Annotated in this window: 30 protein-coding genes; 13 read left to right on the top strand and 17 right to left on the bottom strand. The window is 43.9% G+C overall.

Translation table 11 applies throughout. From position 1 onward, the window contains the following. Positions 1 to 26: 26 nt before the first annotated feature. From mgtE to R7O12_RS11465, 11 genes are all read right to left on the bottom strand, one after another. Positions 27 to 1385 carry a magnesium transporter gene (gene mgtE, locus R7O12_RS11515; protein ID WP_005381121.1) on the bottom strand — a complete coding sequence of 453 codons (1359 nt, stop codon included), beginning with the start codon at positions 1383 to 1385 and terminating at the stop codon, positions 27 to 29. 148 nt (positions 1386 to 1533) lie between these two features. Beyond that, positions 1534 to 1809, bottom strand: a complete 276-nt coding sequence (locus R7O12_RS11510) for an HPr family phosphocarrier protein (RefSeq protein WP_005381120.1) — start codon at positions 1807 to 1809, stop codon at positions 1534 to 1536. Positions 1810 to 1811: 2 nt separating this feature from the next. After that, entirely contained in the window at positions 1812 to 2675 is an 864-nt protein-coding gene (gene rapZ, locus R7O12_RS11505; protein ID WP_318125847.1) for an RNase adapter RapZ, read from the bottom strand. A 14-nt stretch (positions 2676 to 2689) separates the two neighbouring features. Continuing rightward, on the bottom strand, positions 2690 to 3136 hold the full coding sequence (gene ptsN, locus R7O12_RS11500; protein ID WP_005381116.1) for a PTS IIA-like nitrogen regulatory protein PtsN: 447 nt from the start codon (positions 3134 to 3136) through the stop codon (positions 2690 to 2692). 2 nt (positions 3137 to 3138) lie between these two features. Next, a complete protein-coding gene (gene hpf, locus R7O12_RS11495) occupies positions 3139 to 3426 on the bottom strand; it encodes a ribosome hibernation promoting factor (RefSeq protein ID WP_005381114.1) in 288 nt (95 codons plus the stop codon). 24 nt (positions 3427 to 3450) lie between these two features. Beyond that, positions 3451 to 4920, bottom strand: a complete 1470-nt coding sequence (locus R7O12_RS11490; protein ID WP_017636186.1) for an RNA polymerase factor sigma-54 — start codon at positions 4918 to 4920, stop codon at positions 3451 to 3453. 50 nt (positions 4921 to 4970) lie between these two features. Then, a complete protein-coding gene (gene lptB / locus R7O12_RS11485; protein WP_005381111.1) occupies positions 4971 to 5696 on the bottom strand; it encodes an LPS export ABC transporter ATP-binding protein in 726 nt (241 codons plus the stop codon). 1 nt (position 5697) lies between these two features. Next, positions 5698 to 6192 (bottom strand): lipopolysaccharide transport periplasmic protein LptA, encoded by a 495-nt coding sequence (lptA, locus tag R7O12_RS11480; RefSeq protein WP_005381109.1) that lies wholly within the window; start codon positions 6190 to 6192, stop codon positions 5698 to 5700. Further along, a complete protein-coding gene (gene lptC / locus R7O12_RS11475; protein WP_005381106.1) occupies positions 6173 to 6736 on the bottom strand; it encodes an LPS export ABC transporter periplasmic protein LptC in 564 nt (187 codons plus the stop codon). Before lptC ends, lptA begins: the two co-directional genes overlap by 20 nt. Before the next feature lie 86 nt (positions 6737 to 6822). Next, positions 6823 to 7794, bottom strand: coding sequence for an arabinose-5-phosphate isomerase KdsD (kdsD, locus tag R7O12_RS11470; protein ID WP_005381104.1), 972 nt, complete (start codon positions 7792 to 7794; stop codon positions 6823 to 6825). Between the two features lie 29 nt (positions 7795 to 7823). Next, complete coding sequence (locus tag R7O12_RS11465) at positions 7824 to 8789, bottom strand: calcium/sodium antiporter (RefSeq protein ID WP_005381102.1); 966 nt, start codon at positions 8787 to 8789, stop codon at positions 7824 to 7826. Between the two features lie 374 nt (positions 8790 to 9163). Here R7O12_RS11465 and mlaF point away from each other — a divergent pair, with 374 nt between their 5' ends. The 8 genes from mlaF to R7O12_RS11425 all read left to right on the top strand — a co-directional run bounded on the left by mlaF (position 9164) and on the right by R7O12_RS11425 (position 14605). Further along, positions 9164 to 9967, top strand: coding sequence for a phospholipid ABC transporter ATP-binding protein MlaF (gene mlaF / locus R7O12_RS11460; RefSeq protein ID WP_005388422.1), 804 nt, complete (start codon positions 9164 to 9166; stop codon positions 9965 to 9967). Then, entirely contained in the window at positions 9957 to 10748 is a 792-nt protein-coding gene (mlaE, locus tag R7O12_RS11455; RefSeq protein ID WP_005381100.1) for a lipid asymmetry maintenance ABC transporter permease subunit MlaE, read from the top strand. The genes mlaF and mlaE overlap by 11 nt, the downstream gene beginning before the upstream one ends. 2 nt (positions 10749 to 10750) lie before the next feature. Continuing rightward, complete coding sequence (gene mlaD, locus R7O12_RS11450) at positions 10751 to 11239, top strand: outer membrane lipid asymmetry maintenance protein MlaD (RefSeq protein ID WP_115386306.1); 489 nt, start codon at positions 10751 to 10753, stop codon at positions 11237 to 11239. A 2-nt stretch (positions 11240 to 11241) separates the two neighbouring features. Then, a complete protein-coding gene (mlaC, locus tag R7O12_RS11445; RefSeq protein ID WP_005381098.1) occupies positions 11242 to 11880 on the top strand; it encodes a phospholipid-binding protein MlaC in 639 nt (212 codons plus the stop codon). Next, the gene (locus R7O12_RS11440) at positions 11880 to 12200 is read left to right on the top strand and encodes a lipid asymmetry maintenance protein MlaB (protein WP_054728869.1); all 321 of its coding nucleotides are present in this window, start codon (positions 11880 to 11882) and stop codon (positions 12198 to 12200) included. Before mlaC ends, R7O12_RS11440 begins: the two co-directional genes overlap by 1 nt. A 3-nt stretch (positions 12201 to 12203) precedes the next feature. Beyond that, positions 12204 to 12458 (top strand): BolA family iron metabolism protein IbaG, encoded by a 255-nt coding sequence (gene ibaG, locus R7O12_RS11435; protein WP_005381092.1) that lies wholly within the window; start codon positions 12204 to 12206, stop codon positions 12456 to 12458. Positions 12459 to 12467: 9 nt separating this feature from the next. Continuing rightward, a complete protein-coding gene (gene murA, locus R7O12_RS11430; RefSeq protein WP_005388419.1) occupies positions 12468 to 13724 on the top strand; it encodes a UDP-N-acetylglucosamine 1-carboxyvinyltransferase in 1257 nt (418 codons plus the stop codon). A 155-nt stretch (positions 13725 to 13879) separates the two neighbouring features. Continuing rightward, on the top strand, positions 13880 to 14605 hold the full coding sequence (locus R7O12_RS11425) for a 1-acylglycerol-3-phosphate O-acyltransferase (RefSeq protein ID WP_005381088.1): 726 nt from the start codon (positions 13880 to 13882) through the stop codon (positions 14603 to 14605). 84 nt (positions 14606 to 14689) lie between these two features. Here the strand turns inward: R7O12_RS11425 and R7O12_RS11420 are convergent, their stop codons facing one another. From R7O12_RS11420 to arcA, 6 genes are all read right to left on the bottom strand, one after another. Then, positions 14690 to 15079 (bottom strand): RidA family protein, encoded by a 390-nt coding sequence (locus tag R7O12_RS11420; protein ID WP_005381087.1) that lies wholly within the window; start codon positions 15077 to 15079, stop codon positions 14690 to 14692. Positions 15080 to 15209: 130 nt separating this feature from the next. Then, positions 15210 to 15671, bottom strand: coding sequence for an aspartate carbamoyltransferase regulatory subunit (gene pyrI / locus R7O12_RS11415; protein WP_005381086.1), 462 nt, complete (start codon positions 15669 to 15671; stop codon positions 15210 to 15212). Between the two features lie 15 nt (positions 15672 to 15686). After that, positions 15687 to 16616 (bottom strand): aspartate carbamoyltransferase, encoded by a 930-nt coding sequence (gene pyrB, locus R7O12_RS11410; protein WP_137282515.1) that lies wholly within the window; start codon positions 16614 to 16616, stop codon positions 15687 to 15689. An 86-nt stretch (positions 16617 to 16702) separates the two neighbouring features. Beyond that, positions 16703 to 16798, bottom strand: a complete 96-nt coding sequence (locus R7O12_RS11405) for a hypothetical protein (protein ID WP_005381084.1) — start codon at positions 16796 to 16798, stop codon at positions 16703 to 16705. A gap of 99 nt (positions 16799 to 16897) precedes the next feature. Next, positions 16898 to 17902, bottom strand: a complete 1005-nt coding sequence (locus tag R7O12_RS11400) for an ornithine carbamoyltransferase (protein ID WP_318125845.1) — start codon at positions 17900 to 17902, stop codon at positions 16898 to 16900. A gap of 156 nt (positions 17903 to 18058) precedes the next feature. Continuing rightward, a complete protein-coding gene (arcA, locus tag R7O12_RS11395; RefSeq protein WP_005381082.1) occupies positions 18059 to 19279 on the bottom strand; it encodes an arginine deiminase in 1221 nt (406 codons plus the stop codon). Between the two features lie 583 nt (positions 19280 to 19862). Between arcA and rraB the strand changes: the two genes are divergently transcribed. From rraB to R7O12_RS11370, 5 genes are all read left to right on the top strand, one after another. After that, on the top strand, positions 19863 to 20285 hold the full coding sequence (rraB, locus tag R7O12_RS11390; RefSeq protein ID WP_225468004.1) for a ribonuclease E inhibitor RraB: 423 nt from the start codon (positions 19863 to 19865) through the stop codon (positions 20283 to 20285). Positions 20286 to 20426: 141 nt separating this feature from the next. Beyond that, on the top strand, positions 20427 to 22055 hold the full coding sequence (locus R7O12_RS11385; RefSeq protein ID WP_140200263.1) for a site-specific integrase: 1629 nt from the start codon (positions 20427 to 20429) through the stop codon (positions 22053 to 22055). Next, complete coding sequence (locus R7O12_RS11380; RefSeq protein WP_262583982.1) at positions 22052 to 23896, top strand: hypothetical protein; 1845 nt, start codon at positions 22052 to 22054, stop codon at positions 23894 to 23896. The genes R7O12_RS11385 and R7O12_RS11380 overlap by 4 nt, the downstream gene beginning before the upstream one ends. Further along, positions 23893 to 25911, top strand: coding sequence for a hypothetical protein (locus R7O12_RS11375; RefSeq protein ID WP_225468006.1), 2019 nt, complete (start codon positions 23893 to 23895; stop codon positions 25909 to 25911). The genes R7O12_RS11380 and R7O12_RS11375 overlap by 4 nt, the downstream gene beginning before the upstream one ends. A gap of 17 nt (positions 25912 to 25928) precedes the next feature. Further along, positions 25929 to 26414 carry a hypothetical protein gene (locus R7O12_RS11370; protein ID WP_065300241.1) on the top strand — a complete coding sequence of 162 codons (486 nt, stop codon included), beginning with the start codon at positions 25929 to 25931 and terminating at the stop codon, positions 26412 to 26414. Positions 26415 to 26476: the final 62 nt, after the last annotated feature.

Here is a 26476-nt window from a genome sequence, read left to right as displayed (position 1 = left end):
TTCATCAGGCTTTTTCGTTTTTTCTGTTAGGTAATCAGTATTGTGGCAAGCCCTAAGAAGACAGATAAACCAATCACATCCGTCACCGTTGTTAATGCCATACCACCAGCTAAAGCAGGATCGATGTTCATTTTTTTCAATAGGATTGGAATCGTTACTCCTGCAATACCTGCGACCAATAAGTTGGTCAACATGGCGGCGGAAATGATTCCTCCGAGCATCCAGTTACCTTTCCAAGCAACAACAATACCGCCAATAATCAGCGCCCACATGATGCCGTTAAGTAAGCCGATCGAGGCTTCTTTCATTAACAGTTCGCGTTTGTTTGAGTCACCGATATGACCAAGAGCAAGACCACGAATCACTAGTGCGACGGTTTGGTTACCAGCGACACCACCCATGGACGGAACAATCGTCATCAATACCGCAATGGCCGCCATTTGATCTAATGTGGCCTCAAACATGTTAGAAACGGAAGCAGCAGCAAGGGCGGCTAATACGTTAGCGCCAAGCCAGATACTGCGTTTGCGAGCTGATTTTACAACAGGCGCGAAAGTATCTTCGTCATCGTCCATACCCGCCATACTCATCATCGAGTGTTCCGCGTCTTCACGAATAACGTCAACCACGTCATCGATGGTGATACGGCCGACCAAATGCAAGTTTTCATCAACAACAGGTGCAGATACCCAATTACGGCGTTCGAACAGACTCGCAACATCTGAGTCGCTAGTATCGACGGTGATGGCCTCGTCCGCGTCTTCCATTACATCAATGATTTTTACGTCTGGCTGAGTGGTAATAAGCGTCGTGATCGGCAGTTCACCGATGAGCTTACTCTCTTCATCGATCACATACAGGGCATCCGTAGCTTCTGGAAGCTCGCCTTTCATACGTAGATAACGCAAAACTACGTCCACATCGACGTCACCACGAATTGTGATGACGTCGGTGTTCATCAGTCCTCCCGCGGTGTCTTCTGGGTAGGATAGGGCAGTTTCGACCCGTAGACGGTCAGAGGAGTCCATTTGCGACAGGACTTCGCGTGACAGGTTGTCAGGCAAGCTACGCAGTACGTAAGCCACGTCATCGGTATCCATGCCTTCTGTCGCTTCTGCAAGCGCTTCTGGTGCCATTTTGGATACGAGGCTGTCTTTGACGTCTTCGTTCAGCTCGTCAAGGATTTCACCATAATCTTCAGGGTCGGTGAGTTGCCAAAGAACTTCACGGCTCTTACGTGGGGAGGCTTCTAAAAGGTGAGCGATATCCTCAGGTTCCATGTCCTGTAATTGACGACGAACATGGACGAAGCGGCCATTTTCTAGCGCTTCTGTGACTTCTTGGAGGGCTTGGTGAGCTTGGTCGAATTCAATTTGCTCTGCCATTCATTCCTCCCAATTCCTGATATTTACAATGCGTTGAATAATAACTTAATTCTAGGCGCCTTTTAATAACAACTTATGATACTAAGCAAATTTATTTATTAGGCCAGGGAAGAGAAAGATAATGGGAGGTAAGAAAAAAGCGAGTAAACTACTCGCCTTCATCAAATTTATCTTCGATCAAGTGGCAAACGGCATCCAGTGCTTCTTCCGCTTGCCCACCCGTTGCGTGGATCGTAACGTATTGCCCTTGAGCGGACTCTAGCATTAACAGGCCCATTACGCTGTCTGCTGTGGCGGTTTTGTCTTCTTCATTGTCGATGGTGATGACCGCTTCAAAGCTCTGTGCCAGTTCGACCAGTTTGACTGCTGCACGAGCATGTAAGCCAAGGCGGTTTTGAATCAATACTTTACGACTTAACTCCACGGCTACTCCTTAGCGTTTTTCTCTAGTGAGGTATGGCGAATTTGTACTTGGTGTCCTTTGTTGGCGAAGTATTCACCGATTTGCTGAGTTAAGTACACCGAGCGGTGCTTACCACCAGTACAACCGATTGCAACGGTCAGGTAGCTGCGGTTGTTTTTCTCAAGCAGAGGTAACCAATTCTCTATAAAGCTTTCAATTTGATATTTCAAACTTAACACCGATTGGTGTTGCTCTAAAAATGCGGCGATAGGAGCATCCAGACCTGTAAGCGGGCGTAGCGCTGGTTCCCAATGTGGGTTAGGTAAGAAGCGAACGTCGAATACGTAATCGGCATCGGAAGGCAGGCCGTATTTAAAACCAAAAGACTCAAATACCATAACGAGCCCTTTGCGATCTCTGCCTTCAACGCGCATACGCACGGTTTCACTCAATTCATGCAAAGACTGCCCACTACTATTTAGGACCAGATCTGCATGCGCTTTGAGTGGCGTCAAAATTTGCTTCTCTCGCTCGATGGCTTGATCGAGCGAGAGGGAGGTGCCACCTAAAGATAACGGGTGAATTCGGCGTGTTTCGCTGTAGCGTCTGAGTAGCGTTTCTTTATTGGCGTCCAAGAAAAGCACGGTCACATCAAGCTCAGTTTTTAACTGTTCTAGTGTACTCATCAGTTCTTTTAGCTTTTTAGGAATATTGCGAATATCAATGCTGACTGCAACATTCTGTTTGCTGTCAGCAACAGAATGAACAAATGCGTCCAGCAAGTTAACTGGCAGGTTATCAACACAGTAGTAACCTAAGTCTTCCAGTACACGAAGCGCAATACTTTTACCGGCACCTGAGTGCCCGCTAACAACGATTAGTCGCATGGAGTTAGTCCTGCTTATTGGTGAATCATGATGTCGTAAAGTTCTTCATCACTCTGAGCATTACGCAGTAGTTTTAATACTTGCTTATCGCTCAGACGTTCTGCCATAGAGGATAGAGTCTTGAGGTGCTCTTTGCACTGTTCTTCTGGTACAAGGAGCGCAAAAAGAAGATCGACAGGTCGATTGTCAATCGCATCAAATTCGATTGCTTCATCACATTGCAGTAAGACAGCAATGGCCTTGTCGCTTGATTGCATTCTCGCGTGAGGGATCGCAATACCGTTTCCGATACCGGTACTGCCCATTTTTTCTCTATTGAGCATGCATTCGAACAGCTCGGTAGAATCTTGGCCCGTTTGATCAGCAACGATACGGCTGATCATTTCAAGGGCGCGTTTTTTACTCGTGCAGTGGACCGCACTTTTGGTGCAGTCCAATGACAGTATTTCGCTCAGTTGCATGATTAATGACTGTTTAGTTTTTCTTTGTGCTTATTAAGTTGGCGAACCAATTTATCTACCAGCGAATCGATCGCGGCATACATATTTTCGTCATCGGCTGATGCGTGGATTTCGCCTTGATTTATGTGAAGCGTAGCTTCCGCGATTTGAGTAATTTTTTCAACTTTTAGTACAACATGCACTTGATTGATATGGTCGAAGAACCTTTCGAGCTTCTGAAACTTAGAATTTACATAGTCTTGCATTGAATCGGTAAGATCAACGTGATGGCCTTGAATATTGATTTGCATAGACTTTCCTTTTCAGTTAGTGCCTTATAATAGGCGTTTACGCTGACTTGAAGGGGCAATTCCCAAGGATTCGCGATATTTGGCTATCGTACGTCTTGCGACCTGAATCCCTTGGTCAGCCAGAAGAGCAGCAATCTTGCTATCACTCAGTGGTTTGGCAGTATTCTCTGCTGCGACCAGTTTTTTAATGAGTGCACGAATTGCTGTTGACGAACATTCTCCGCCGTTGTCAGTACTAACATGGCTAGAGAAGAAGTACTTCAATTCAAAAATACCACGTGGTGTATGCATAAACTTTTGCGTTGTTACACGAGAAATCGTGGATTCATGCATGTCCACAGCCAAAGCGACATCATTAAGCACCATTGGCTTCATGGCTTCCTCACCATACTCGAAGAAATCTTGTTGATGTTCAACAATACATCTTGCAACTTTGAGTAGCGTCTCGTTTCTACTCTCTAAGCTCTTAATTAACCATTTTGCCTCTTGCAAATTGCTGCGGATGTACTGGCTATCCGCGCTATTACCTTTGCCTAATTGAGCATATTGTTGATTTACTTTTAATTTTGGCACGCTATCCGGGTTTATAGAAACGGTCCATTTGCCATTGTCTTTAAAAACGGATACGTCTGGAATTACGTACTCGGTATCATCAGGAGTGATGCGACTACCTGGACGAGGATCTAACTGTTGGATAAGCTTTAAGACTTCACGAAGATCGGCTTCTTTCAGCTTAGTCTCTTTGATGACGAGCTTGTAGTCTCGGTTGCCTAGGTGATCAATGTGATCCGCAAGTATCATTTTGGCTTCAGCAAGCCACGGCGTGTCTTCTGGGAAGGTCGTCAATTGCAGTAACAAACATTCTTGTAAGTTACGCGATGCTACGCCAAGAGGATCGAATTGTTGAATGCGTTTACGAACGGCTTCTACTTCGTCTAAATCTATCTCTTCATTATCGAAGCTCTCATGAATCTCTTCAGGCGACAAAGTTAAATAGCCGTAGTCGTCAACAGCGTCAATAATCGCTAATGCAATCGTGCGGTCAGTTTCACTGAATGGTGTTAGGTCAAGCTGCCACATGAGGTAATCATGTAATGATTCAGTGGTTTCGCCTTGGTAGACGGGCATATCATCATCAAGAGCTAAGCCAGTGCTACCAGTATTCGCGCTGTAGACGTCATCCCAAGTCGTGTCGATTTCAAGCTCAGAGCTAATTTCTGATTTCTCTATCACATCGGAGCTATCTGGAACGTCAATTTCTGTTGGTTCGCTAGCACTGTTGCTATCAGCAGCCTCGACCGCTGACTTATCTTCACCGTTTGCTAGAGGCTCGTCTTGGCCTTCTTCAACTTCCAATAATGGGTTTGAGTCCAACGCTTCTTGGATTTCTTGTTGAAGATCGAGTGTCGACAATTGCAATAAGCGAATCGCTTGCTGCAACTGTGGCGTCATGGCTAACTGCTGACCTAGCTTGAGTTGTAATGAAGGTTTCATTCAGTGTTACTTACCTTGTAATGCTCAGAATCTTACCGTTCCTAATATAATCATAGACGGAATTGTTCGCCGAGATAAACTTGTTTCACCTGTTCATTATTGAGAACTTCTGCCGGAGTTCCCGATGCAATTAGGTGCCCTTGGCTCACGATATAGGCTTTTTCACATACGTCCAGTGTTTCACGTACATTATGGTCAGTGATTAACACTCCGAGACCACGATCGCGCAGATGCTCAATGATTTTCTTGATGTCATTAACCGAAATTGGGTCAACACCAGCGAAAGGTTCATCCAATAAAATGAACTGAGGGTTGGCCGCTAAAGCTCGAGCGATTTCCACCCTGCGTCGCTCACCCCCTGATAGTGCCATACCAGCACTGGTTCTGATGTGCTGGATGTGGAATTCTTCCAACAAATCTTCCAGTTTATCTTGGCGCTCTTCCCTCGTCATTTCTTGACGAGTTTCAAGTACGGCCATGATGTTATCTTCTACTGAAAGCTTACGGAAAATCGACGCTTCTTGCGGAAGATAGCCAATGCCAAGTCGTGAACGGCTATGCATCGGCAAAATACTGATGTCATTGTCGTCAATGGTAATGGTGCCTTCATCGCGAGGTACTAAGCCGACAATCATGTAAAACGAGGTGGTTTTACCCGCACCGTTTGGACCGAGTAGCCCAACAATCTGACCAGATTCAACTTCTAAGCTAACATCAGTGACGACTTTGCGTTTTTTGTAGCTTTTCGCCAAGTTTTTCGCACTCAGTACTGCCATATTAGTTCTCTATCTGATTGGGTTGCAAAATGGTCGTAACGCGCTCTTCCTTAGAGCTATCTGCGACTAGCTTTTGTTTACCAATTTGGTAACGAATCGAAGAACCTTTGATGGTGTTGTTGTCTTGCGCCAGCTGCGCTTGACCTTTCATGGTCAGTTCGTCTGTAGAAATACGGTAATCCAACTCCGTAGCTTGACCACTAAGTGTTTTACCATCGTCCATCAGCTGAGAAAACTTCGCAGGTTTACCAAATGCTTGAATCTGTTTAATTGCTTCGGTTTTAGGATCGCGAGTTACCACGATTCTATCAGCATCGATATTGATGCTCCCTTGCTTAAGAGATACATCGCCTTCAAAAACAACCTGGTTACTCTTCATATCCACCTGTTGGGTGTCAGAGTTTATGTAAACCGGCTGTTGAGTATCCGACTTGAGTGCCAGCGCTTGAGGCGCCGCCAATACCAGTGCCAGTAGGCTAAGGTGTAACGGTTTCATATCGACCTTGAACTTCATCTGTCAGAGTCGCAGTATGCTGTTTTAAGTTGCCTTGCATTGCGCCTCCAGTAGTTTCAAATTGTGGTCCAACCAACATCACTTGTTGGTCAGCTTTAAAATCACGATTGGTTAGATTAATGACCAATTTGTCTGTTGCCATGGTATCAAAACTCGCACCAGGCAGAAGATTTTGCATTAAGACTTTGTCATATAAAGTCAAAACTTGGTCTTCATCTAACACTGCTCTTGTGGCAGTCACCTTCCATTCAATGACGCTACCTTCACGGTAAACCATCAAAGTCGGGTTATTAAAAATAGTATCTCCACTCTTAGCATAATGGTCTAAGTTAGTGGAGCGAATGATGTAACTGCGGACACCATCTTCACCGTAGGTGATGTTTTCTAATCCAGAACCACTGAACATGGGCAGTTCAGAATCTGGTGCTACTTGAATTGCGTCGTTGCCTTTAGGGGTTAGTAGGTAATAACCGCACCACGCTACAACGAAGATCAAGAGCAAATAAATAAGGCGAGTAAAACTCATATAATGAAGGCCTATCGTTTAGCTCAGTACTTCCCTGACCATTGCCTTTATTCGTCTAATAAATGATTTAAATGTTTGTGCTGATATTACATCACGCCAGCTTTTAGTAAATCGTGCATGTTCAGTGCACCCACAATTTTTTCGTCTTTACATAAAATCAGAGCGTTAATGTTTTTATTCTGCATCAAGTTCAAACCTTCAACCGCCAGCATATCAGGGTGTGCTGTGGTTGGGTTTGTCGTCATGACCTCGCCAATTGCCGTCGTATGAATATCGATACGCTTGTCTAAGGTACGACGTAAATCACCATCGGTGAATATACCAAGCATAGCATCGTGCTCATCGACGATGGCTGTCATGCCTAGCCCCTTTTCTGAAATTTCAAGCAGGGCATCGCGAATTAATGCGTCAGGAGAAACTTTAGGTAACGCTTCTCCAAAGTGCATAATATCAGACAACTTAAGTAGCAGTTTTCTCCCCAGTGCACCACCTGGGTGAGATAGGGCAAAATCTTCGGCAGAAAAACCACGAGCTTGAAGCAGAGCTACGGCTAATGCATCTCCCATCACTAATGTGGCAGTCGTACTGCTAGTTGGCGCCAGGCCTAACGGACAAGCTTCTTGAGGTACCGTAATTTGCAGGTGTAAGTCAGACAGCTTGGCCATATTTGATTCTGGCTTACCTGTCATGCTGATGATCTTAATATTCAGGCGCTTTAATACTGGAAATAGAGACAGAATTTCGTTTGATTCACCAGAGTTAGAAATTGCCAGCACAATGTCACCAGGGCTAATCATACCCAAGTCACCATGTGCGGCTTCGCCTGGATGAACGAAAAACGCCGAAGTCCCAGTGCTTGCCAGAGTGGCGGCAATCTTGTTACCAATATGGCCTGACTTGCCAATACCCATAACGACAACTTTGCCGTTGTTGGAAAGGATAAGTTCACACGCTTTTTCAAATTGATCATCAAAGTAGGTATCTAGCTCTTGCAGAGCAGCAACTTCGATATCAAGAACTTGTTTAGCAGCAGCGCGAAAATCAAATTGATTGGACATATCAGATCTCTACTTATTGATCGTGGTAATTAAGCGGTCATGTTTGCGAATAAGTACACTTGGTAACCTAAGAAGCACACAAACAAGATGGCACCTTCAATACGGTTAATACTGCGTGATTTACCCAAACACATCGCGACAAGTAACAATGAAACGCCTAACATGACCCAGAAGTCACGTCCCATCGCGTACTCACTGAGCACCGATGGATTAATGATGCCAGGAATCCCCATTACCGCCAGAATGTTAAACACATTCGAACCGATAATGTTACCGACAGCCATGTCGTCTTCACCCTTTAAAACTCCCGCAAGTGATGCGGCTAGTTCTGGCAGGCTAGTGCCAATGGCGATAATAGTTAGACCGATAACAAGGTCGCTCATACCAAAGTGTTTAGCAATAATTACCGCGTTATCAACCAGCATGCTGGCTGCCAAAGGAAGCAGTATCAAGCCAATAACCACCCACATGATTGCTTTAGGGTTACTGACGCCTTCTGGGATCTCTGACTCTTGGTCATCAAGAAAAACATCACCTGATTTTTGCTCTTTGCGGCTGATTTGCAACATAGCAAATAAAAATGCCCCAAAGAGTACAAACAATAAGACACCCTCATAAAAACCGAGATGGCTATTCCAAAGCAGAATACCAGCGAGTACGGTTACGGCTATCATGAGTGGAAGTTCTCGGCGGATGACGGCGGAGCTAATCGACAAAGGCTTGATCAGCGCTGTAATACCTAGGATTAACGCAATGTTCGCTATGTTTGAGCCTAATACGTTACCCACCGCTGTATCTGTTTTACCATCCCAAGCAGCGGTTGCAGATACCATCATCTCAGGGGCAGATGAGCCCATCGCAAGGATTGTCATGCCGATGACAAGTGGGGAAATACCGACGTTGCGGGCTATCGCTGCAGAGCCAAAAACAAGTTTATCTGCACTCCAAACAAGCAAAACAAGACCGACTATAAGCAACGCAACGGCTTCGAGCATGAGAATTCCTAAGTATTAAATAAGTAAAATGAATAACCGCTAATTTTGACCTTTTGCGGCCTAAAATGGAAGATAAACGAAGAATAAATTAAAGGTTAGTAACGAAAATGTATGTAAATCTCACTCATTTAAATGAGCAATTCTGGTCTAGGATTTAAACACTTCGTGCTAATTCGGTCATAAACCATGAGAAATTGCAGGGATATACTCGACTTTATTTAATTGAACAGTGCTTTAAATTCAACGCCAATGTGCTTATGATTGCAGCCTAATAAATGTACCGACGTTACTTTATTAAACGTAGAATTCAACTCCGATGAGTATCTGCTTGATGATTCCGTGAGTTGCAACGCTCCTACAGTAGAAGAGATGATATGTCGAACAACGATTTAGTCACCGTGAACAACCTCACTTTTTCACGGGGAGAACGCATGATCTTTGATGATATTGATCTGCATGTTCCTGAGGGCAAAGTGACGGCCATTATGGGACCATCGGGAATTGGTAAAACAACACTGCTGCGTTTGATTGGTGGTCAGTTGTATCCCGAGCAAGGAGAGATCTGGTTTGATGGCGACAATATTCCCTCTCTCTCGCGTAAAAAACTCTACCATGCTCGAAAGAAAATGAGCATGTTGTTCCAGTCAGGGGCTTTATTCACTGATTTGAATGTTTTTGATAATGTCGCCTTTCCATTGAGAGAGCATACCGATTTATCGGAAGATTTGATTCGCACCATGGTGTTACTCAAGCTCGAAGCTGTCGGTCTGCGCGGCGCGGCGCAATTAATGCCGAGTGAGCTTTCAGGTGGTATGGCAAGACGCGCTGCTTTGGCTCGTGCAATCGCACTTGATCCTGACCTGATCATGTACGATGAGCCGTTTGTGGGGCAAGACCCAATCACTATGGGCGTTTTGGTTGAGCTAATTAGCAATCTAAACCAAGCGTTAGGTTTGACCTCTATTGTGGTTTCTCACGACGTACCTGAAGTCATGAGTATTGCTGACTGGGTATACCTGATGGCCGATGGAAAAATCATCGCCTATGGTACGCCAGAAGAGCTGACTCAAAACTCTGATCCTCGTGTCCAGCAGTTCTTACAAGGTGATGCCGACGGTCCTGTACCGTTTCGTTTCCCTTCTCAAAGTATCGAAAAGGACTTATTTGATGGTCGATAACTTCATTCACTTTGTCGCCTCGCTGGGTCGACGCACGCTTTCTATTTGCGGAGCATTTGGTCGTGCGACTTTCATGTTGATTGGGGCGCTATTTTCTAAGCCACAACCGATCAGAAGCTTTCCTCTGCTTGTTAAGCAACTTTATTCTGTTGGTGTTCAGTCGCTGGCGATCATCGTCGTATCTGGTCTGTTCATTGGAATGGTTTTGAGTCTACAAGGCTATGTTGTGTTGGTGGATTACGGCGCAGAAGGCAGTTTGGGGCAAATGGTAGCGCTTTCGTTACTCCGTGAATTAGGACCCGTTGTTACTGCACTTTTGTTTGCTGGTCGTGCCGGTTCTGCGTTAACCGCAGAGATAGGTCTAATGAAAGCAACGGAACAACTGTCTAGCCTTGAAATGATGGCGGTAGACCCATTGAAACGAGTGATTGCACCACGGTTTTGGGCTGGGGTTATCTCAATGCCTTTACTGGCTATGATTTTCATGGCTGTGGGAATTTGGGGAGCTCAGCTTGTTGGTGTTGACTGGAAAGGCGTTGATCACGGCAGTTTTTGGTCAGCGATGCAGTCCTCTGTTGAGCTAGGACAAGACATTGGTAACAGTATGATCAAATGTTTTGCGTTTGCAATTACGGTTACTTGGGTCGCTCTATTTAACGGTTATGATGCTATTCCAACATCGGAAGGGATCAGCCGAGCAACTACGCGCACTGTTGTGCATTCTTCTTTAGCAGTACTAGGATTAGACTTTGTACTGACCGCATTGATGTTTGGGAATTAATCATGCAACAAACACGTAAAACTGAATTATGGGTTGGCAGCTTTGTATTAGCGGGAATTTGCGCGATTCTTGTGATGATTTTTCAAGTTGCTGACGTAAAAAGCATTGGCTCTGGTGATACTTATACCCTCAAAGCCGAGTTCGATAATATTGGCAGTTTAAAAGTTCGTTCTCCCGTAAAAGTGGGGGGCGTTGTGATTGGTCGAGTAAGTAGTATTTCGCTTAACCCAGACAACTTATTGCCAGTTGTAACACTATCTATCAATAGCAAATACAATCAGTTCCCAGAAACGTCGAGCGTACAAATTTTGACATCTGGCCTGATTGGTGAGCAATACATTGGTTTAGTACCTGGCTTCGTTTTTGATGAAGAAGTCATGCTGGTGGATGGTGATACCATCGAAGACACCAAATCGGCGCTTGTGCTTGAAGACTTAATTGGTCAAGTACTATACAGCGTAGGTGGTTCAGACGACTCAAGTAAGGAATAACTATGTTAGCGAGATTACTACTTTCAGTTTGTGCTGTGTTTAGCGTCTTTGGAGCAACAGCAGCAGAGGTGGATAAAACTGAACCTTATAAGATGATGAAGCAGGTAGCTGAAGTCACGTTTGAAAGATTGAAAGCCGAACAGCCGAAAATCAAACAAGATCCAAATTTACTTAAAGTGATCGTTGAAGAAGAGCTAATGCCTTACGTCAACTACCGCTATGCAGGGTTAAAACTTCTTGGTCCAAACTTAAAAGGTGCTAAGCGTGAAGATGTACTTGAGTTTATCGATGCATTTCGTGCGTACCTGATTGCGTCTTATGCACAAGTGTTGACGCAATACTCTGACCAAAAAATTGAGTTTGGTCCTGAGCCTAGCATTGATGACTCTAAGCGTATTACAAGCATTAAAGTTGATATCATCGATACTCCGCGTCCAAACATCAAACTTGAGTTTAAACTGCGTAAAGACAACCAGTCTGGAGAGTGGGAAGCATTCGATATGATTGCAGAGGGCATTAGTTTACTTTCTAGTAAACAATCCGAATGGAACAGTAAAATTCGTCAAGAAGGCATTCTATCTGTTGCTAAAGACTTAGAAAAATTGGCCGCAGAACCGATCCGTTTCGAGGCGAAGAAATAATGGCCCAGACTCCCGTTCAGTGGCAATTGGATCAAAACATTCTTAAGCTAACAGGGGCACTTGATAGAGATACAGTGCCTTCATTGTGGGCGTATGCACAGCAATGGCAACCTGCTCAATCGGAGCTGGAATGCTCGCTAAAAGAGATAGAGCGCGTCGACTCTGCAGGAATGGTGATGTTAATCCACTTATTAGAGCATGCAAAAAAGCAAAACTGTCATATAATGCTCAGTTTCGTGCCGGCGCAACTGCGCACTTTGTTTCAACTGAGCAATGTTGAATCTTTAGTGGCCAAACACATACAGAATTATCAGGGGTAAATTGTGGATAGCGCAAAAGTACAACAGTTATTAGAAGAAGCACTAAACCTTCAAGAAGTGCATGTGAAAGGTGAAGGTAGCCACTATGAAGTGGTTGCTGTTGATGCTTGTTTCGATGGAATGAGCCGCGTTAAGAAGCAGCAGCTAATTTATGCTCCTCTGATGGAATACATCCAGCGTAACGACATTCACGCATTATCAATCAAAGCGTTCACACCAGAAGAGTGGGCTCGTGATAAGAAATTGATGTCGCTTTAAGGTTTATTGATGGAAAAGTTTCGAGTTATTGGGTCAGATAAACCACTAGTTGGTGAAGTGACCATTTCAGGTGCAAAAAACGCAGCACTGCCGATTTTATTTGCGTCTATCTTGGCGGAAGAGCCAGTAGAAGTGGCAAACGTACCACACCTTCGTGATATCGATACAACCATGGAATTGCTTAAGCGTTTAGGTGCGAAAGTAAGCCGCAATGGCTCTGTTCATGTTGATCCAAGCAGTATTACAGAATACTGCGCGCCTTATGATTTAGTGAAAACCATGCGTGCCTCTATTTGGGCTTTAGGTCCTTTGGTGGCGCGCTTTGGTCAAGGTCAGGTTTCTTTACCAGGCGGTTGTGCCATCGGTGCCCGTCCTGTGGATCTGCATATTTCTGGTTTAGAGCAGCTTGGCGCAACCATTACATTAGAAGATGGTTATGTGAAAGCAGAAGTGGATGGTCGTCTAAAAGGCGCGCACATCGTGATGGATAAAGTCAGCGTAGGCGCGACGATCACCATCATGTGTGCTGCAGCGCTAGCGGAAGGCACAACAACACTAGATAACGCTGCGCGTGAGCCTGAAATCGTCGATACCGCTGATTTCCTAAATAAGCTTGGCGCAAAAATCTCTGGCGCTGGCACAGATACCATTACGATTGAAGGTGTTGAGCGCCTAGGCGGTTGTAAACACAACGTGGTTGCTGACCGTATTGAGACGGGAACATTCCTTGTCGCAGCAGCAGTATCTGGCGGTAAAGTGGTATGTCGCAACACTAATGCTCATTTGCTTGAAGCGGTTCTCGCCAAGTTGGAAGAAGCTGGCGCGCTTGTCGAAACGGGTGAAGATTGGATCTCCGTTGATATGACCGACCGCGAGCTAAAAGCGGTAAGTGTACGTACTGCGCCACATCCTGGTTTCCCGACGGATATGCAAGCTCAATTTACGCTACTGAACATGATGGCGAAAGGTGGAGGCGTGATCACAGAGACTATCTTTGAAAACCGCTTTATGCACGTACCAGAACTCATGCGTATGGGCGCTAAAGCTGAGATCGAAGGCAATACGGTTATCTGTGGTGATGTTGAGTCACTCAGCGGTGCGCAAGTGATGGCAACCGATCTACGAGCTTCGGCTAGTTTGGTTATTGCAGGTTGCATTGCTAAAGGCGAAACCGTCGTTGATCGTATTTACCATATCGACCGTGGTTACGACAAAATCGAAAATAAACTGGCTGCACTTGGCGCAAATATTGAGCGAGTGAGCTAGGCAAGTTAAACTGCTCCGCAGGTAACTTGGATATCAAGAGAGCCGAAACCTGAGTTTCGGCTTTTTTATATCACTCTCATGACCATATTTTCCCTTTATGGAAAGAGAGATATTAATAGCTGTATCTGGCAAAAGCCGGTTCCTGGAGAACAAGAATGATTGCACTGTTACGTGTATTTGCTGTCGCTATCTTTGCGATTGTTATGTTTATTGGTGGTTGTGGTTACTGCCTATTAAGCCCTAGAAACCCTAAGCACGTTTTCACTTTTGGCCGTTTGTTTGCCAAGATGTCTCGTGTGTTTGGGATTAAGTTAGAGTTGCGTATCCCTGAAGATGCGTATTCACGCGGCCAACATGTTTACATTGCTAACCACCAGAACAACTGGGACATGTTTACTGTTTCTGCGGCTGTGACTCCGAAAGTTGTGACAGTAGGTAAAAAGAGCTTGGCTTGGATGCCACTGTTTGGTCAGCTTTACTGGCTTACGGGTAACATTCTGATTGACCGAGCGAATCGCTCTAAAGCAAAAGGTACTATCGATCAGGTCGTGAGCAGCATGAAAGAAAGTGATGTTTCGGTGTGGATGTTCCCAGAAGGCACGCGTTCTCGTGGGCGTGGTTTGCTGCCATTCAAAACAGGTGCTTTTCATGCGGCAATTGGTGCAGGTGTGCCAATCATTCCTATCGTATGTAGCTCGACGAATAAAATTAAGCTGAACCGTTGGAACAATGGTCATGTGATTGTTGAAATGCTACCTCCAATCAGCACTGAAGGCTATGGTAAAGAGGGCATTCGCGAGTTAGCGAATATCTGTCGTGAACAGATGAAAGAGAAGCTTGAATCGTTAGATGAAGAAGTCAAACAGCGTAATGCTGCTTAAGTTTTACTGCGATATCATCACGAAAAGACAATAAAAAACGGGTAGCCTGAGCTACCCGTTTTTTATGTTTGTCAGCAAGTACAATTATTTGCGAACTGCAATTGCTTCAATCTCGATGCCAACATCTTTTGGTAGGCGAGCCACTTCTACACAAGAGCGTGCAGGGTAGTTTGCTACGCCGTGCTCATCAAAGAACTTGCCGTAAACTTCGTTCACTGTGCCAAAGTCATTTAGGTCTTTAACAAAAACCGTTAGCTTTACAATATCAGATACTTTAAGACCTGAAGATTCAACTACAGCCTTTACGTTTTCTAGAGACTGACGAGCTTGTTCTGCGATATCAGCAGACACTTCACCTGTCGCTGGGTTTACTGGGATTTGGCCTGAAGTAAGAACCATGTTACCTAGATCTACGCCTTGAACGTAAGGACCGATTGCTGCTGGTGCAGACTCAGTGTGAAGTACTTTCGTCATTTGATTTTTTCCATCAGTTGTAGGGAATAAAGATTCTCAGTTTGCCTCTAAACCCTCGGTAGGTAAAGAGCAAAATACCCTGACATTGCAGGGTATTTTAAACGTATCACAGCCTAGTCGTGCGGCGTGTTTATCGCTCGGTTACGATCTCGCGTGAGAACACTTTCTCGCAGTATTTACACTTTAGGCGGATTTCTTGTTTCTTCTCGAACACGCTAAAGCTGCTTTCTACTGGTTCATTATGAGAAATACAGTTTGAATTCGGGCATTCAAATACATCATTGATGCGCTCAGGAAGCTCTAACGCGAGCTTTTTCACCACTTCATAATTCTCGATTTGATTCACGGTCGCGTGAGGAGCATACAACGCTAGCTTGCTCGCTTGCTCTTCATTGATAAACACATTTTCGATTTTGAGTAGATCTTTATGACCGAGTGCTGATGATGGCAAGTTCAGTCCAATCGTTACGCGTTGTGATGAATTGTGCATATCGAACAGTCTTAATACTTTGATGCCGATTTGCGCAGGGATGTGGTCGATGACCGTACCATTTTTGATTGCTTCTACCTGCAATTGAGTTTCTTTAGCCATGATTTTTCCCCTCGATTACAGTGTTTCGTTTAGAACAAGTGCCAGCAGTGCTTGGCGAGCATACACGCCATTTTGAGCTTGCTGGAAGAAGTAAGCATGAGGCGTTTTATCAACATCAGTTGTGATTTCATCCACACGTGGTAGTGGGTGCAGCACTTTCAAGTTCTCACGCGCGCCTTCTAGTAGTGCCGCCGTTAGGATGTAAGCCGACTTAATATGTGCGTATTCCGATTCGTCAAAACGTTCTTTCTGTACGCGTGTCATGTACAGAATATCCAGTTCAGGAATCACACTTTCCATGTCTGTGTGTAGGCTATATTGAATGCCAGATTCGTCTAGTTCTTCGCAGATGTAATCTGGCATTGCCAGCGCATCTGGTGCAACAAAGAAGAAGCGGATGTTGTTAAACTTTGCTAAGGCTTGAGTCAGTGAGTGCACTGTGCGGCCATATTTTAGGTCACCTACGAATGCGACGTTCAGGTTGTCTAGACGCCCTTGTGTTTCCGCGATGGTGTATAGGTCGAGTAGCGTTTGAGTTGGGTGTTGGTTTGCACCGTCGCCCGCGTTGATCACTGGCACGCCATTTGAAAATTCAGATGCCAAGCGAGCGGCGCCTTCTTGTGGATGACGCATCACAAAGGCATCGACGTAAGAAGAGATGACTTGTACTGAATCTGCGAGTGTTTCGCCTTTTTTCGCCAGAGAGGTATTACCATCATTATCAAAGCCAATCACGTCACCACCAATGCGCTGAATCGCTGTTTCAAACGATAAACGTGTACGTGTTGATGGTTCAAAGAAACAACTTGCAACGACTTTGTTTTTAATCAGTTCTGGTCGAGGTGCTTTTTTAAGGCTACCTGCTGTTTCTACGATAAGTTCCAGTTCTTCGCGTGAAAGCTCTGGAATAGAGATGATGTGCTTCTGGTAAAGCGAGTTCGCCATGATCTTCTTCCCTATAACATTGATGACTACATCCAAATAACCGAAAGGAATTTTGGACATAAAAAAACCTCCCCAATGGGGAGGTTTTAAAATTCAATAGAATTAACGAAAATAACACCACGTAAGCGTAGTCGCTTAGCGAGAGCAAATCGCGTTTTTACGTCAGCAATCAGCGTGGTCATTTCTTAATCCTCAGACAAATTGCCGAGCATTATACGCTTAACTTTCGTGAGCGCAAGCGATTACATCATGGTTTTTATCGGCTGTTTTTGCGCACTGGTTTAGCTTCCTAGCGTCGCAACCATCACGGCTTTGATGGTATGCATACGGTTTTCAGCTTCGTCGAATACGATGGAGTATTCCGATTCAAATACCTCTTCTGTTACTTCAAGGCCTTTCATACCGTATTTTTCAGCGACTTCTTTGCCGACGGTGGTTTCATCATTGTGGAAAGCTGGAAGGCAGTGCATGAATTTCACATGTGGATTACCCGTTTGCTCAATCACGTCCATATTGATTTGATAAGGTGTCATTAACGCTACACGTTCATCCCATGCCTCGGCAGACTCACCCATAGACACCCAAACGTCGGTGTATAGGAAGTCACAACCTTTCACACCTTCCTCAACGCTTTCTGTTAACGTGATTTTTGCACCGGTTTGTTGCGCGATAGTTTGACAAGTTGCCACGAGCTCTTCTTCAGGCCAGAACGCTTTTGGCGCGACAAGGCGAATATCCATGCCCATTTTCGCTGCGCCCACCATAAGTGAGTTACCCATGTTGTTGCGCGCATCACCTAGGTAAGCGAAGGTTATTTCATGCAGCTGTTTACCACGGCCGTGCTCTTGCATGGTCAGGAAGTCAGCAAGGATCTGGGTTGGGTGGAACTCATCCGTTAAACCATTCCACACTGGAACACCAGCATAAGTACCAAGCTCTTCAACAATGGATTGGCCAAAGCCTCGGTATTCAATCCCGTCGTACATACGACCAAGAACACGAGCGGTGTCTTTCATCGATTCCTTATGACCGATCTGCGAGCCAGAAGGGCCGATGTAAGAGACTTGAGCACCTTGGTCAAAGGCAGCGACTTCAAACGCACATCGGGTACGAGTCGAAGATTTCTCAAAGATTAGTGCGATGTTTTTACCTTGAAGTTTCTTCTGCTCTGTTCCTGCATATTTAGCTTTTTTCAGCTCTGCAGACAGTTCGAGCAAAAACTGGATTTCTTTGGTTGAGAAGTCCAATAGCTTCAAAAATTTGCGGTTACGTAAATTGAAAGCCATAGCTCGTCCCTTAGTACATGTGATTAGATTAATAGAATTCATTAAAACATATAAATGCTTTTATTGTGAATAATTATTTTCAAATAAAGCTAAAAAAGGTTGATGTATTCACATCAACCTTAGTTTTGATTCACCTAATGTAAAGGGACGAGTAAGTTATATATCGTCTCGCTCTATTGGACAGCTCATACAGCGAGCGCCACCGCGACCACGACCAAGCTCGTTACCAGGTACTGTCAGTACTTTGATGCCAGCTTTATCGTATTTTTCGTTGGTGTATACGTTGCGTTCGTAACCAATTACTACGCCCGGTTTTACAGTTAGAACGTTATTGGCATCATTCCATTGTTCGCGTTCCGCTTCATAGCTGTCGCCACCAGTGGTGATGATTTTCAGCTGATCTAAGCCAAGAGCGGACTCAATCGCGTGCAGATAGTTATGTGAGGCTTCAACATGCATTTCACCGTTGCCTTTTGGTGTTAAGCGCCATGTGTCGAGATCTTTGCGCATGATCTCTGGGTAGACAGAGAAAGTATCTACATCCATATGGGTCATCACGGTGTCTAAATGCATACATGAGCGGTGTTTAGGCAGATCAATTGCAATCACTTCGGTCGCTTGGCCTGCTTTAAATAGGCTCGCTGCAAGGTTCTCTACGCCTTGCGCGGTCGTACGCTCAGACATACCGATCAGAACTGCACCTTTACCAATAACCAACACATCACCGCCTTCGACATTAGCATTATCATAATGCAGATCATCGTCACCGAAGTATTTGATAAAATCTTGGCCAGCAAAAATTGGGTGCCAACGATAAATCGCACGTAGGTGGTTTGTTTCACGTTGGCGTGCAGGCATCATCATCGGGTTAAGAGAAACGCCGCCATAAACCCAACATGAGGTATCACGAGTAAAGAGGTGATTAGGCAGTGGCTCAATAACAAAGTCGAGAGGACGCTTCATTTTTGGCAGCATAGAAGATGAGGAGATCGGTAGCTCTGAGTATGCTAAGCCACCTAAAAAGATGCAGGCAAGATGTTCATCATCCATTTCTGAAAAGTATTGGCGTAGGTCTCGCGCAAATGTTGGCCCGTAGCGAAAGTCAGAAATCTGAGTGTTCAGCAGCCATTGTTTTGCTTCTGGAACAGCGAGGGTTTCGACCAATAAATCGTGGAGGAGAAGCACTTCAACGTCTTGCTCGCGCAGCGTACGTGCGAATGCATCGTGCTCTTCACCTGCCGCTTCTACAGCAAGAACGTCATCAAATAGCAACTCATGACAGTTTGACGGAGTTAAGTGGGTTAGGGCGCGTTCAGGGCGATTTAATAGAACTCGTCGAAGTTGACCAACTTCTGATCCAACGTACAGCTTGCTCATTTTGTATCCTTACAAATTTTCCAGCCATTAGTTATGACAAGCTTCCTAGAAAGATGCAAGTTATCAAGCTTTGTTTATATTCTGGTGTTTCTGGTTTTGTGAGTTTTTTATTTTTATTTTGATTCTTATGAAATTTATTATTAGATATAAATGCTATTTTACTAAAATTAGAGTGCGTGCGTTTTTATTCTAATTTTCCCGTTGAGAAAGAATACACGCACAGTGCATAAAACGTGCATTTTTATTCTAAATTATGCATTATTAAAGTGAATTTATTCGTTATGCTTCTTCGTTTTACACGTGAGTGTATTCAAGAAAGCATCATAAACACGCATAGAAAGAGAAAATAACCACATTAAGTGTCAATTAGGATGTTCTGAATATTAAAAAATGCCATTCTTTGTTAATTTTTTGTTTCTTTGTGTGGTCGGTTTAATATTTAGATTCAAATAACCGATAAGAATCGCAGTGGTATGATGTTTGTTTGTGGCTTTTCATCGCAATCCATGCCATATTTCACCGGATCAGCATACTCAGTATCGGGTATTGTGTTTCCATCAAGTAACTAATCTGGAGCCAAAACATGTCTCACGAAGATGAATATCTATCAGTAGAAGAATTAATTGAGATTCAAAAGGAAGAGACTCGCGATATCATTGCAGCATTGCTAGAAGATGGCAGCGATCCAGATTCGCTATACGAAATTGAGCACCACCTGTTTGCAGAAGATTTTGACACGCTAGAAAAAGCGGTAGTTGAAGCATTCAAGATGGGCTTTGAAGTTCTTGAAGCAGAAGAAACTGAAGATGAAGATGGTAACAAGTTGCTTTGCTGTGATGCGACTATGGAGTCCGCACTAGACGCAGAAGCGATTGATGCGCAAGTTGAAAAATTGATTCACTTGGCAGAAAAATACGACATCATCTATGACGGTTGGGGTACGTACTACGAACACCCCTACGATTCTGATGAATATGTGGAACCCGACGATTTTGATGATGAGTAAAAGTGAGAATAAATGAGAGCCTTGCCACATGGTGAGGCTTTTTTTTGTCTTTTTGTTGGTTAATGCAACTATACACCTTTTAATGGTGAGAATGTGTGATAAGGTGAATATCAGTCTAGGGATAAAAATGGCAACTAATAAATGGCTGAAATCATTTACGACATAAAAACAAAAACAATAAAGCACTTCACTTATCGAAAACCATCAGTATTCATTGATGAAAATGGTGAGCCTCAATACAAATACTCTCCAAACAAAGACAATCATACTCACATTAAGAAGGTTATCTTCCTTAGTCTAGTTGGTTACGAGAAGGTAAATCTTCTAGATGAGAACGATAAACCAATTAAGGATGAACACGGTAATCCGATTTTCGTTAAAGGGGATTTAGTTTCCTACGAACCAATGAATTACGTAAATGAGTTCATCCTTGCTAAACATGTTGTCGATGAAAAGGAAGATGCTCAGCAAGCCTCTAAGGCTCTCACCCATTATTTCAGGTTTATATTGGACGCTCAGACGAAATGGGACGATAGATACGATAACGAAGATTACGATCCTATATTTGACCCTCCTCGCCCTGCTTGGGATAGCTTTTCTCCCAGAAAAAACCTACGTGTCACCACTATGTATAGAAATGCTGTCAAAAAGACCACGCTCGATGGCACCGGATTGGCTAAAACTACTGCAATGTCATACGTGCGCTCAATGGTTGATTTTTACAAGTATCACCTCAGGCAGGGCATGAGATTTAACAACCCACCATTTGAATTTGAAACCCTCCTGATTGACTTGGAGACCAGCGGTACGGACATGAAAGCTCGCAAACGCAAGGAGATTCAAACTACCGATCTTAAATTGACTTTTCCTAAGTCGAAAAAGAATGACGGTGGAAAACTACCTAATGCTAATCGCGAGTTAAAGCCGCTTACGAATAGTGAGTGGAGGGAAATTAAGAACACTCTTGTTAAAGCTAGGCGAGTCCTCAAGAACGTTAAGGGTGAGGAAAAGCTCGTGAGTCTACCTGAGGAATATTGTTTGCTATTTCGTCTTCTTCGCTACACAGGGCTTCGTAAGGAAGAAGGCACTAGTTTGCACTTAGGGCAAATTATTCGACCTAATACGAAAGATGCTATGTTGAGGCTGGGTGTCGGTAACCAATATGGCTCTCTGACTAAAGATCCTAATGGCGGCTATAACAATAAATCTCGCCGTACAATTATCCCTAGCTCATTGATGCTTGAGCTTTACGAATACAGCCATTCAGCAAGATACAAAAAGCGCCTAGAGAAATTTAGGGAGAGGTGTGTGGTCGAGAGAGAGGTTGGCAATGATGCGTATTTTGATGGTGTTGATGGCGTCGATGAGGGCAAACAGTATCTATTTATTAGCAACTCAGGAGTGCCGCTCTTTAAAAAGCTTGAGGAAATCAACACCCGATGGAATGAGGTAAGAAAAACCGCAGGGGTTAATCTGATTAATGATATTGACGCAGTGGTTCATAACCTTCGCGCTACTTTTGCTGTCTCTATTTTTCGGACGTTGTTGAAAAAAATGAACGCTGATGATGCGCTAAAACGAGTATCAGCACTCCTTGGGCATGAAGACCTATCTACCACCTTGCTGTACTTGAAAATAGCCCAAGATCAGCCGACAGGTGATGAAATTTGGGAGGATGTACTGGATTATCTCGGTGTGTTCGATGAGGAAGAAGAATTAGATAACCTCCCTGAGGTTGAAGAAACATACAAACATGAGGCATCCCTATGAGTCGTAAAAATCGCTCTAAATCCGTTCAGCTTGATGACGATTTTTATGGGCAACCAGCCGCTACGGTTGAGCCTCTACATTTGTCAGAATTAAAACTGAAGTGTAATGGGGTTACATCCCATATTGATCAACTTGTTTATAAAGGTGTACCTAACTACTCCCAAAAAGGTGAAAAGATAAATGGGGTGGACTACATCCCTGTTGTGGGCAGAGAGCGATTTGTTCGGGATGTCTATATTCTGCTAAAAACAGACTTCAATAGCACTAAGAGAAGGCATGTTGAACAATTGAGGCTTTATCTTCGTTGGCTCGATAATGCTCAACGAGAGCCGATTGAGGGCGATTATTTTCACCCAGACCTCTATAACGCCTACATGGACTATCACCAAGAGAAATGTAACCGAGGTGAGCAAAGGTTGAGTACGTGGTCTAATGGAAGGGGGATGTTGAGTTTCTTTCTTAAATCCCAGAACCGCAGTCATGAAGCGAAGGGACTAAAGTCCATCAAAGGGGTAAGAAAAAACACTGAATCCCACAAAGGTATTGATGTTTCTGGTGAGTTCAAACCGCTGGTTCGATGTTTCATTGCGGCTTTTGGTCAATTTAGAAAGCATTTTTTAGAGGGAACTCTGCCTGATATTCATCCTTTTTGGGATGAAGTGAGATTTAATGAGTTGGCAGAAGAGAAGGGGTGGACTGCCAGAGAGAAAGGGCACCAAAAGAGAGCTTTTAAATATGTTGTGAAAAAAGAGAATACTACCCGTAATCATTTTTCTCGATTGTCTTCCATATTGGCATTCTGTTTTACAGGGCAGAACACTACCCCTCTCTTAAATCTTCGTTTTAGCGATGTGAGATTTACAGATGAGTCACATGGAAAAGTGTACTTTGATATGACCAAAGCCCGCGCCAAACACCTAGGTTTTGACACCTCTATGGGGTTTCATAAAAAGACTCAAGAGTTCTTTCATCAATGGTTGGAAATCTCTAAGGAGCTTCAGAAGGAGTCAGACACGGATTGGGTTTTTCCTTACTTTACGGAGTCGGGTGAAGTAAAAGGGTGTGTTGAAGCGGGGCAAACCAAGCCTCAACAGAGGATTAATAAACTTACGAAAAAATTAGGGCTTGTCCATATTAATCCTTCGATATTGCGCCAAACCAAGATTGACACGTTAATGAGGGTCACTGAGGATATTTACTTGGTCTCTATGTCGGCGAATAACGACGTTAAAACGATTAAGGCTAGTTATGCTCATGGCAACGAAAGTGACCATAAGCGGGATCTTGCCGCGTCAAATGAAGCCTTGTATGACGTTGTGAAAAATGGAACAGACCCTAATGAGGCAGCAAGTCAGGCAAAGTACAACTTCGCCGATGTGTTGAGTGATTACAACTATAAGCGTCTGCGTAAAGAAGAACGGGAAAATGATAGGCTAACGTCCATTGGCACCCGCTGTAAAAATGCTACGAAAGGTGCAGCAAACACCATTAAGAAGAATCTAGAGAAAATGGGTATTAAACAGCCAGAAGAAACTGTTTGTACGGATTTTCTGGATTGTTTTGAATGTGAACATCATCGATTGGTGTCTGAGGTCGAAGATATTTGGCTGATGATGTCCTTTAATGACACGTTACAGCAAATGAAAGACTATCCAGCAATTAATAGCCTGCCGACGGATAAGTTTCACAAGCTGTGCAACACCATAGAATCGATCCTAACGCAATTTAAAGCGGTTTCCCCTGATAATTACGCCCAAGCTCAGGAAAAACACAGCGAATCCCCTCACCCGCTCTACAGCGATGGATATAGCCTAATGGACTTACTGGAGGCATTTTCATGAATAATCACAAACGCAACACCCACAATAACGTGACTTCACTAGCGCCATTTCAGAAGTCTCCCACGGCATTTTTAATGGAAGGATTAGATAAACTCGATGCTAAAGCTAAACCATATCACGTAGAGGAGTGGGATTTCTCACCCTCACATATGGTTGGGATTAGGTCTAAGTTGACCCTAAGTTTTCGTACAACAAAGACGGAATATGTTAACGGAATACAGGACGCGCTCTATAAGATATATCACCATTACAAGAATAAAAACTCAACCTATTTATCAGTCAGCTATGTGGAGATCATAAAGGGTGGATTGCAGCATATCGCAGACTGCTTAGACGGGATAGAATGGCGCAAACTAGAAAATAATCGCGAATTGAAGTCTTTCCTTCGTCAACTGAAGCAAAAGAAACTCAGCTCTTCCAGTATTTCAACTATTCTTCAATCATTGAACAAACTGACGGGGTGTGGGCTGCTAAACGTCTACATTGATTCAAAGGCGCTATACCGATGCGTAGCCAGCAATGAATCAAAACAACATGTCGCTATTCCACATCGTTTGTATCAGCGCATCCTGTCTCGTGCCCTAGAAGTTGTTGAAAAGTATCACCCCTATCGTCATGACATCTCTAATGTGATGAGTCAAGTGTATGATATTCATGAGCGGATAAACTCAGGGGAAAAACTGGTTACTAAAGGTCGTGGTTATGGGCGTGCTGAACCATCAATGTCACCTGATGCTATTAACGGCAGAATTCGTCGACTTTGCAAGAGTATAACTCATGGCATTCCTGACTTTGATATAAGGTTAGATGGTTCACAACTCACTGATATTCTGGTTAGCTGCATAATCGTTACTCAGGGGTTTTCAGGTGTTCGAATTGGTGAGCTGGTAAGTTTTAATACCAATAGTGCTGATGAAATCATAGTTAATAGCAAGAAGATCATTGTCCTTACAGGGGAAACAACCAAAGGTAATAATGCCAAGCCTAAGACTGTTACATGGCAATCGCATCCTGTAGCTAAAGTTGCGCTAGAGCTAGCCTACGACATGATGGCGGCTAACCGAGCGCTTTATCAAAAGGATGTTGATGAAAAAGAAAGGCAGGGCGAAACCCCAGAAATGATTAACCATATGAGAAGGCAGTTGGAGTCAGCGTTTTTAGTGCCAACTGCGACAATGCAGGTAAGTAATAACTACATATTCAACCCGTGGAAAGCACTGAAAAAATTTATTAAAAATTTAGACTACAAGGCAACTACTGAAGATATTGAAGAGTTTAATATGCTCAACCCAACAAGAGAGGGAGAGCTAAAAGTTGGTGGCACATACTCAGGTTTGTCTTCTCACGACTTTAGACGGAGTTTTGCGGTATTTTTCGTTCGTTACGGGTTTGGTACTGCCTCTGGAATTAAATTTCAGTTCAAGCACGAAAATATCAACATGTCGGGCTACTATGCCAACAACGCTGAACTTGCGCAGATGAATGACCTTCTGATGGATGAAGACATCCTTGAAGAGCTAAAAGAGGCAGGTATTGATTTAGGTGTTGATATTTTTGATGAAATCTTTAACCAAACTGAGCACTTGAGTGGTGCTAAAGGTGAGGCAATCATGCAAGACCGAATGCAGAAGCTAGAGGCAGGAGAAAGCATCTTCATGACTCGTGAGGAAATTGAGGAAAACATTCGTCGCGGGAACTTCCATATTATGCAGCTCCCTAGTGGTGCCTATTGTACGAATGGTTCTTGTGACCGAGTGTGTGGGACTTTGTCATTTCGTGCAGAAATCAAAGAGTGTGAGCATAAGGTTGTCACAGATAAAGGTGCTAAATTGATTGCTAAACAACGAGATCGACTGATTGCTAAGTTTACGAACCTAAATACTGGCGATCCACTGAAAAGCTCGATTCTAACTGGTTTAAAACAGAAAATTCAGGTTGAGGAGCTGACGCTGAAAGCACACGAAATCCCATACCAGCCATTTAACGATGACATTATTTTGAATAGCGCTAGTTAAAAGGTTGAACCGATATTATGAATACAGAAGAATTAAAAAAACTGAAGCAAGAAGAGAAGTCTCTCTCTGCTGAGGAAAAGCTTAAAAAGGCACTAGAGCGCCTTCAGGCTGGTAAACCTGTTCGAACCAAAGCAAAAGGCCGTCTAACCCTGAATAAAATCAACAATGAGGCTGGTTTAGGGCGAAGCTATATTCATAAGTTTAAGGATTTCGTTGAAAATGTTGCTAACCCAGCAATCGAAAAATACAACGGTGCCTTGGATGACCCTGAACAATCTGAGCAAATGGCTTCAGGGTCAGAGGATATGAGTGAACTTGATAAGCTCAGAGCCGAATTAAACCGAGAGAGAGAACTTAAGGTCGAGTATCGGCGAGAACGAGATGAGGCGATTGCGATCAATACTGAACTCGAAACTCTCAATAAATCTTTGATGTTTCGTGTGTACGAGCTTCAGGAGCAGCTTTCGGCTGAAGTTGTAGAATTTGAGCACCACAAAAAGTAATTACGCTTAGGTTAGGCGCGTAGCTGGCAACTCGTAAGGGGGCGTTCCTTACCAGTTGCCTG

Source organism: Vibrio sp. Vb1574 (genome assembly GCF_033338675.1).
The sequence above is the reverse complement of the archived record's forward strand: the minus strand, read 5'-3'. Positions and strand labels throughout refer to the sequence as shown.

Coding starts and splice junctions, on each gene's coding strand:
- mgtE (WP_005381121.1), bottom strand. CDS start 1,385: ATGGCAGAGCAAATTGAATTCGACCAAGCTCACCAAGCCCTCCAAGAA.
- rapZ (WP_318125847.1), bottom strand. CDS start 2,675: ATGCGACTAATCGTTGTTAGCGGGCACTCAGGTGCCGGTAAAAGTATT.
- ptsN (WP_005381116.1), bottom strand. CDS start 3,136: ATGCAACTGAGCGAAATACTGTCATTGGACTGCACCAAAAGTGCGGTC.
- hpf (WP_005381114.1), bottom strand. CDS start 3,426: ATGCAAATCAATATTCAAGGCCATCACGTTGATCTTACCGATTCAATG.
- R7O12_RS11490 (WP_017636186.1), bottom strand. CDS start 4,920: ATGAAACCTTCATTACAACTCAAGCTAGGTCAGCAGTTAGCCATGACG.
- lptB (WP_005381111.1), bottom strand. CDS start 5,696: ATGGCAGTACTGAGTGCGAAAAACTTGGCGAAAAGCTACAAAAAACGC.
- lptA (WP_005381109.1), bottom strand. CDS start 6,192: ATGAAACCGTTACACCTTAGCCTACTGGCACTGGTATTGGCGGCGCCT.
- lptC (WP_005381106.1), bottom strand. CDS start 6,736: ATGAGTTTTACTCGCCTTATTTATTTGCTCTTGATCTTCGTTGTAGCG.
- kdsD (WP_005381104.1), bottom strand. CDS start 7,794: ATGTCCAATCAATTTGATTTTCGCGCTGCTGCTAAACAAGTTCTTGAT.
- R7O12_RS11465 (WP_005381102.1), bottom strand. CDS start 8,789: ATGCTCGAAGCCGTTGCGTTGCTTATAGTCGGTCTTGTTTTGCTTGTT.
- mlaF (WP_005388422.1), top strand. CDS start 9,164: ATGTCGAACAACGATTTAGTCACCGTGAACAACCTCACTTTTTCACGG.
- mlaE (WP_005381100.1), top strand. CDS start 9,957: ATGGTCGATAACTTCATTCACTTTGTCGCCTCGCTGGGTCGACGCACG.
- mlaD (WP_115386306.1), top strand. CDS start 10,751: ATGCAACAAACACGTAAAACTGAATTATGGGTTGGCAGCTTTGTATTA.
- mlaC (WP_005381098.1), top strand. CDS start 11,242: ATGTTAGCGAGATTACTACTTTCAGTTTGTGCTGTGTTTAGCGTCTTT.
- R7O12_RS11440 (WP_054728869.1), top strand. CDS start 11,880: ATGGCCCAGACTCCCGTTCAGTGGCAATTGGATCAAAACATTCTTAAG.
- murA (WP_005388419.1), top strand. CDS start 12,468: ATGGAAAAGTTTCGAGTTATTGGGTCAGATAAACCACTAGTTGGTGAA.
- R7O12_RS11425 (WP_005381088.1), top strand. CDS start 13,880: ATGATTGCACTGTTACGTGTATTTGCTGTCGCTATCTTTGCGATTGTT.
- R7O12_RS11420 (WP_005381087.1), bottom strand. CDS start 15,079: ATGACGAAAGTACTTCACACTGAGTCTGCACCAGCAGCAATCGGTCCT.
- pyrI (WP_005381086.1), bottom strand. CDS start 15,671: ATGGCTAAAGAAACTCAATTGCAGGTAGAAGCAATCAAAAATGGTACG.
- pyrB (WP_137282515.1), bottom strand. CDS start 16,616: ATGGCGAACTCGCTTTACCAGAAGCACATCATCTCTATTCCAGAGCTT.
- R7O12_RS11405 (WP_005381084.1), bottom strand. CDS start 16,798: ATGACCACGCTGATTGCTGACGTAAAAACGCGATTTGCTCTCGCTAAG.
- R7O12_RS11400 (WP_318125845.1), bottom strand. CDS start 17,902: ATGGCTTTCAATTTACGTAACCGCAAATTTTTGAAGCTATTGGACTTC.
- arcA (WP_005381082.1), bottom strand. CDS start 19,279: ATGAGCAAGCTGTACGTTGGATCAGAAGTTGGTCAACTTCGACGAGTT.
- rraB (WP_225468004.1), top strand. CDS start 19,863: ATGTCTCACGAAGATGAATATCTATCAGTAGAAGAATTAATTGAGATT.
- R7O12_RS11385 (WP_140200263.1), top strand. CDS start 20,427: ATGGCTGAAATCATTTACGACATAAAAACAAAAACAATAAAGCACTTC.
- R7O12_RS11380 (WP_262583982.1), top strand. CDS start 22,052: ATGAGTCGTAAAAATCGCTCTAAATCCGTTCAGCTTGATGACGATTTT.
- R7O12_RS11375 (WP_225468006.1), top strand. CDS start 23,893: ATGAATAATCACAAACGCAACACCCACAATAACGTGACTTCACTAGCG.
- R7O12_RS11370 (WP_065300241.1), top strand. CDS start 25,929: ATGAATACAGAAGAATTAAAAAAACTGAAGCAAGAAGAGAAGTCTCTC.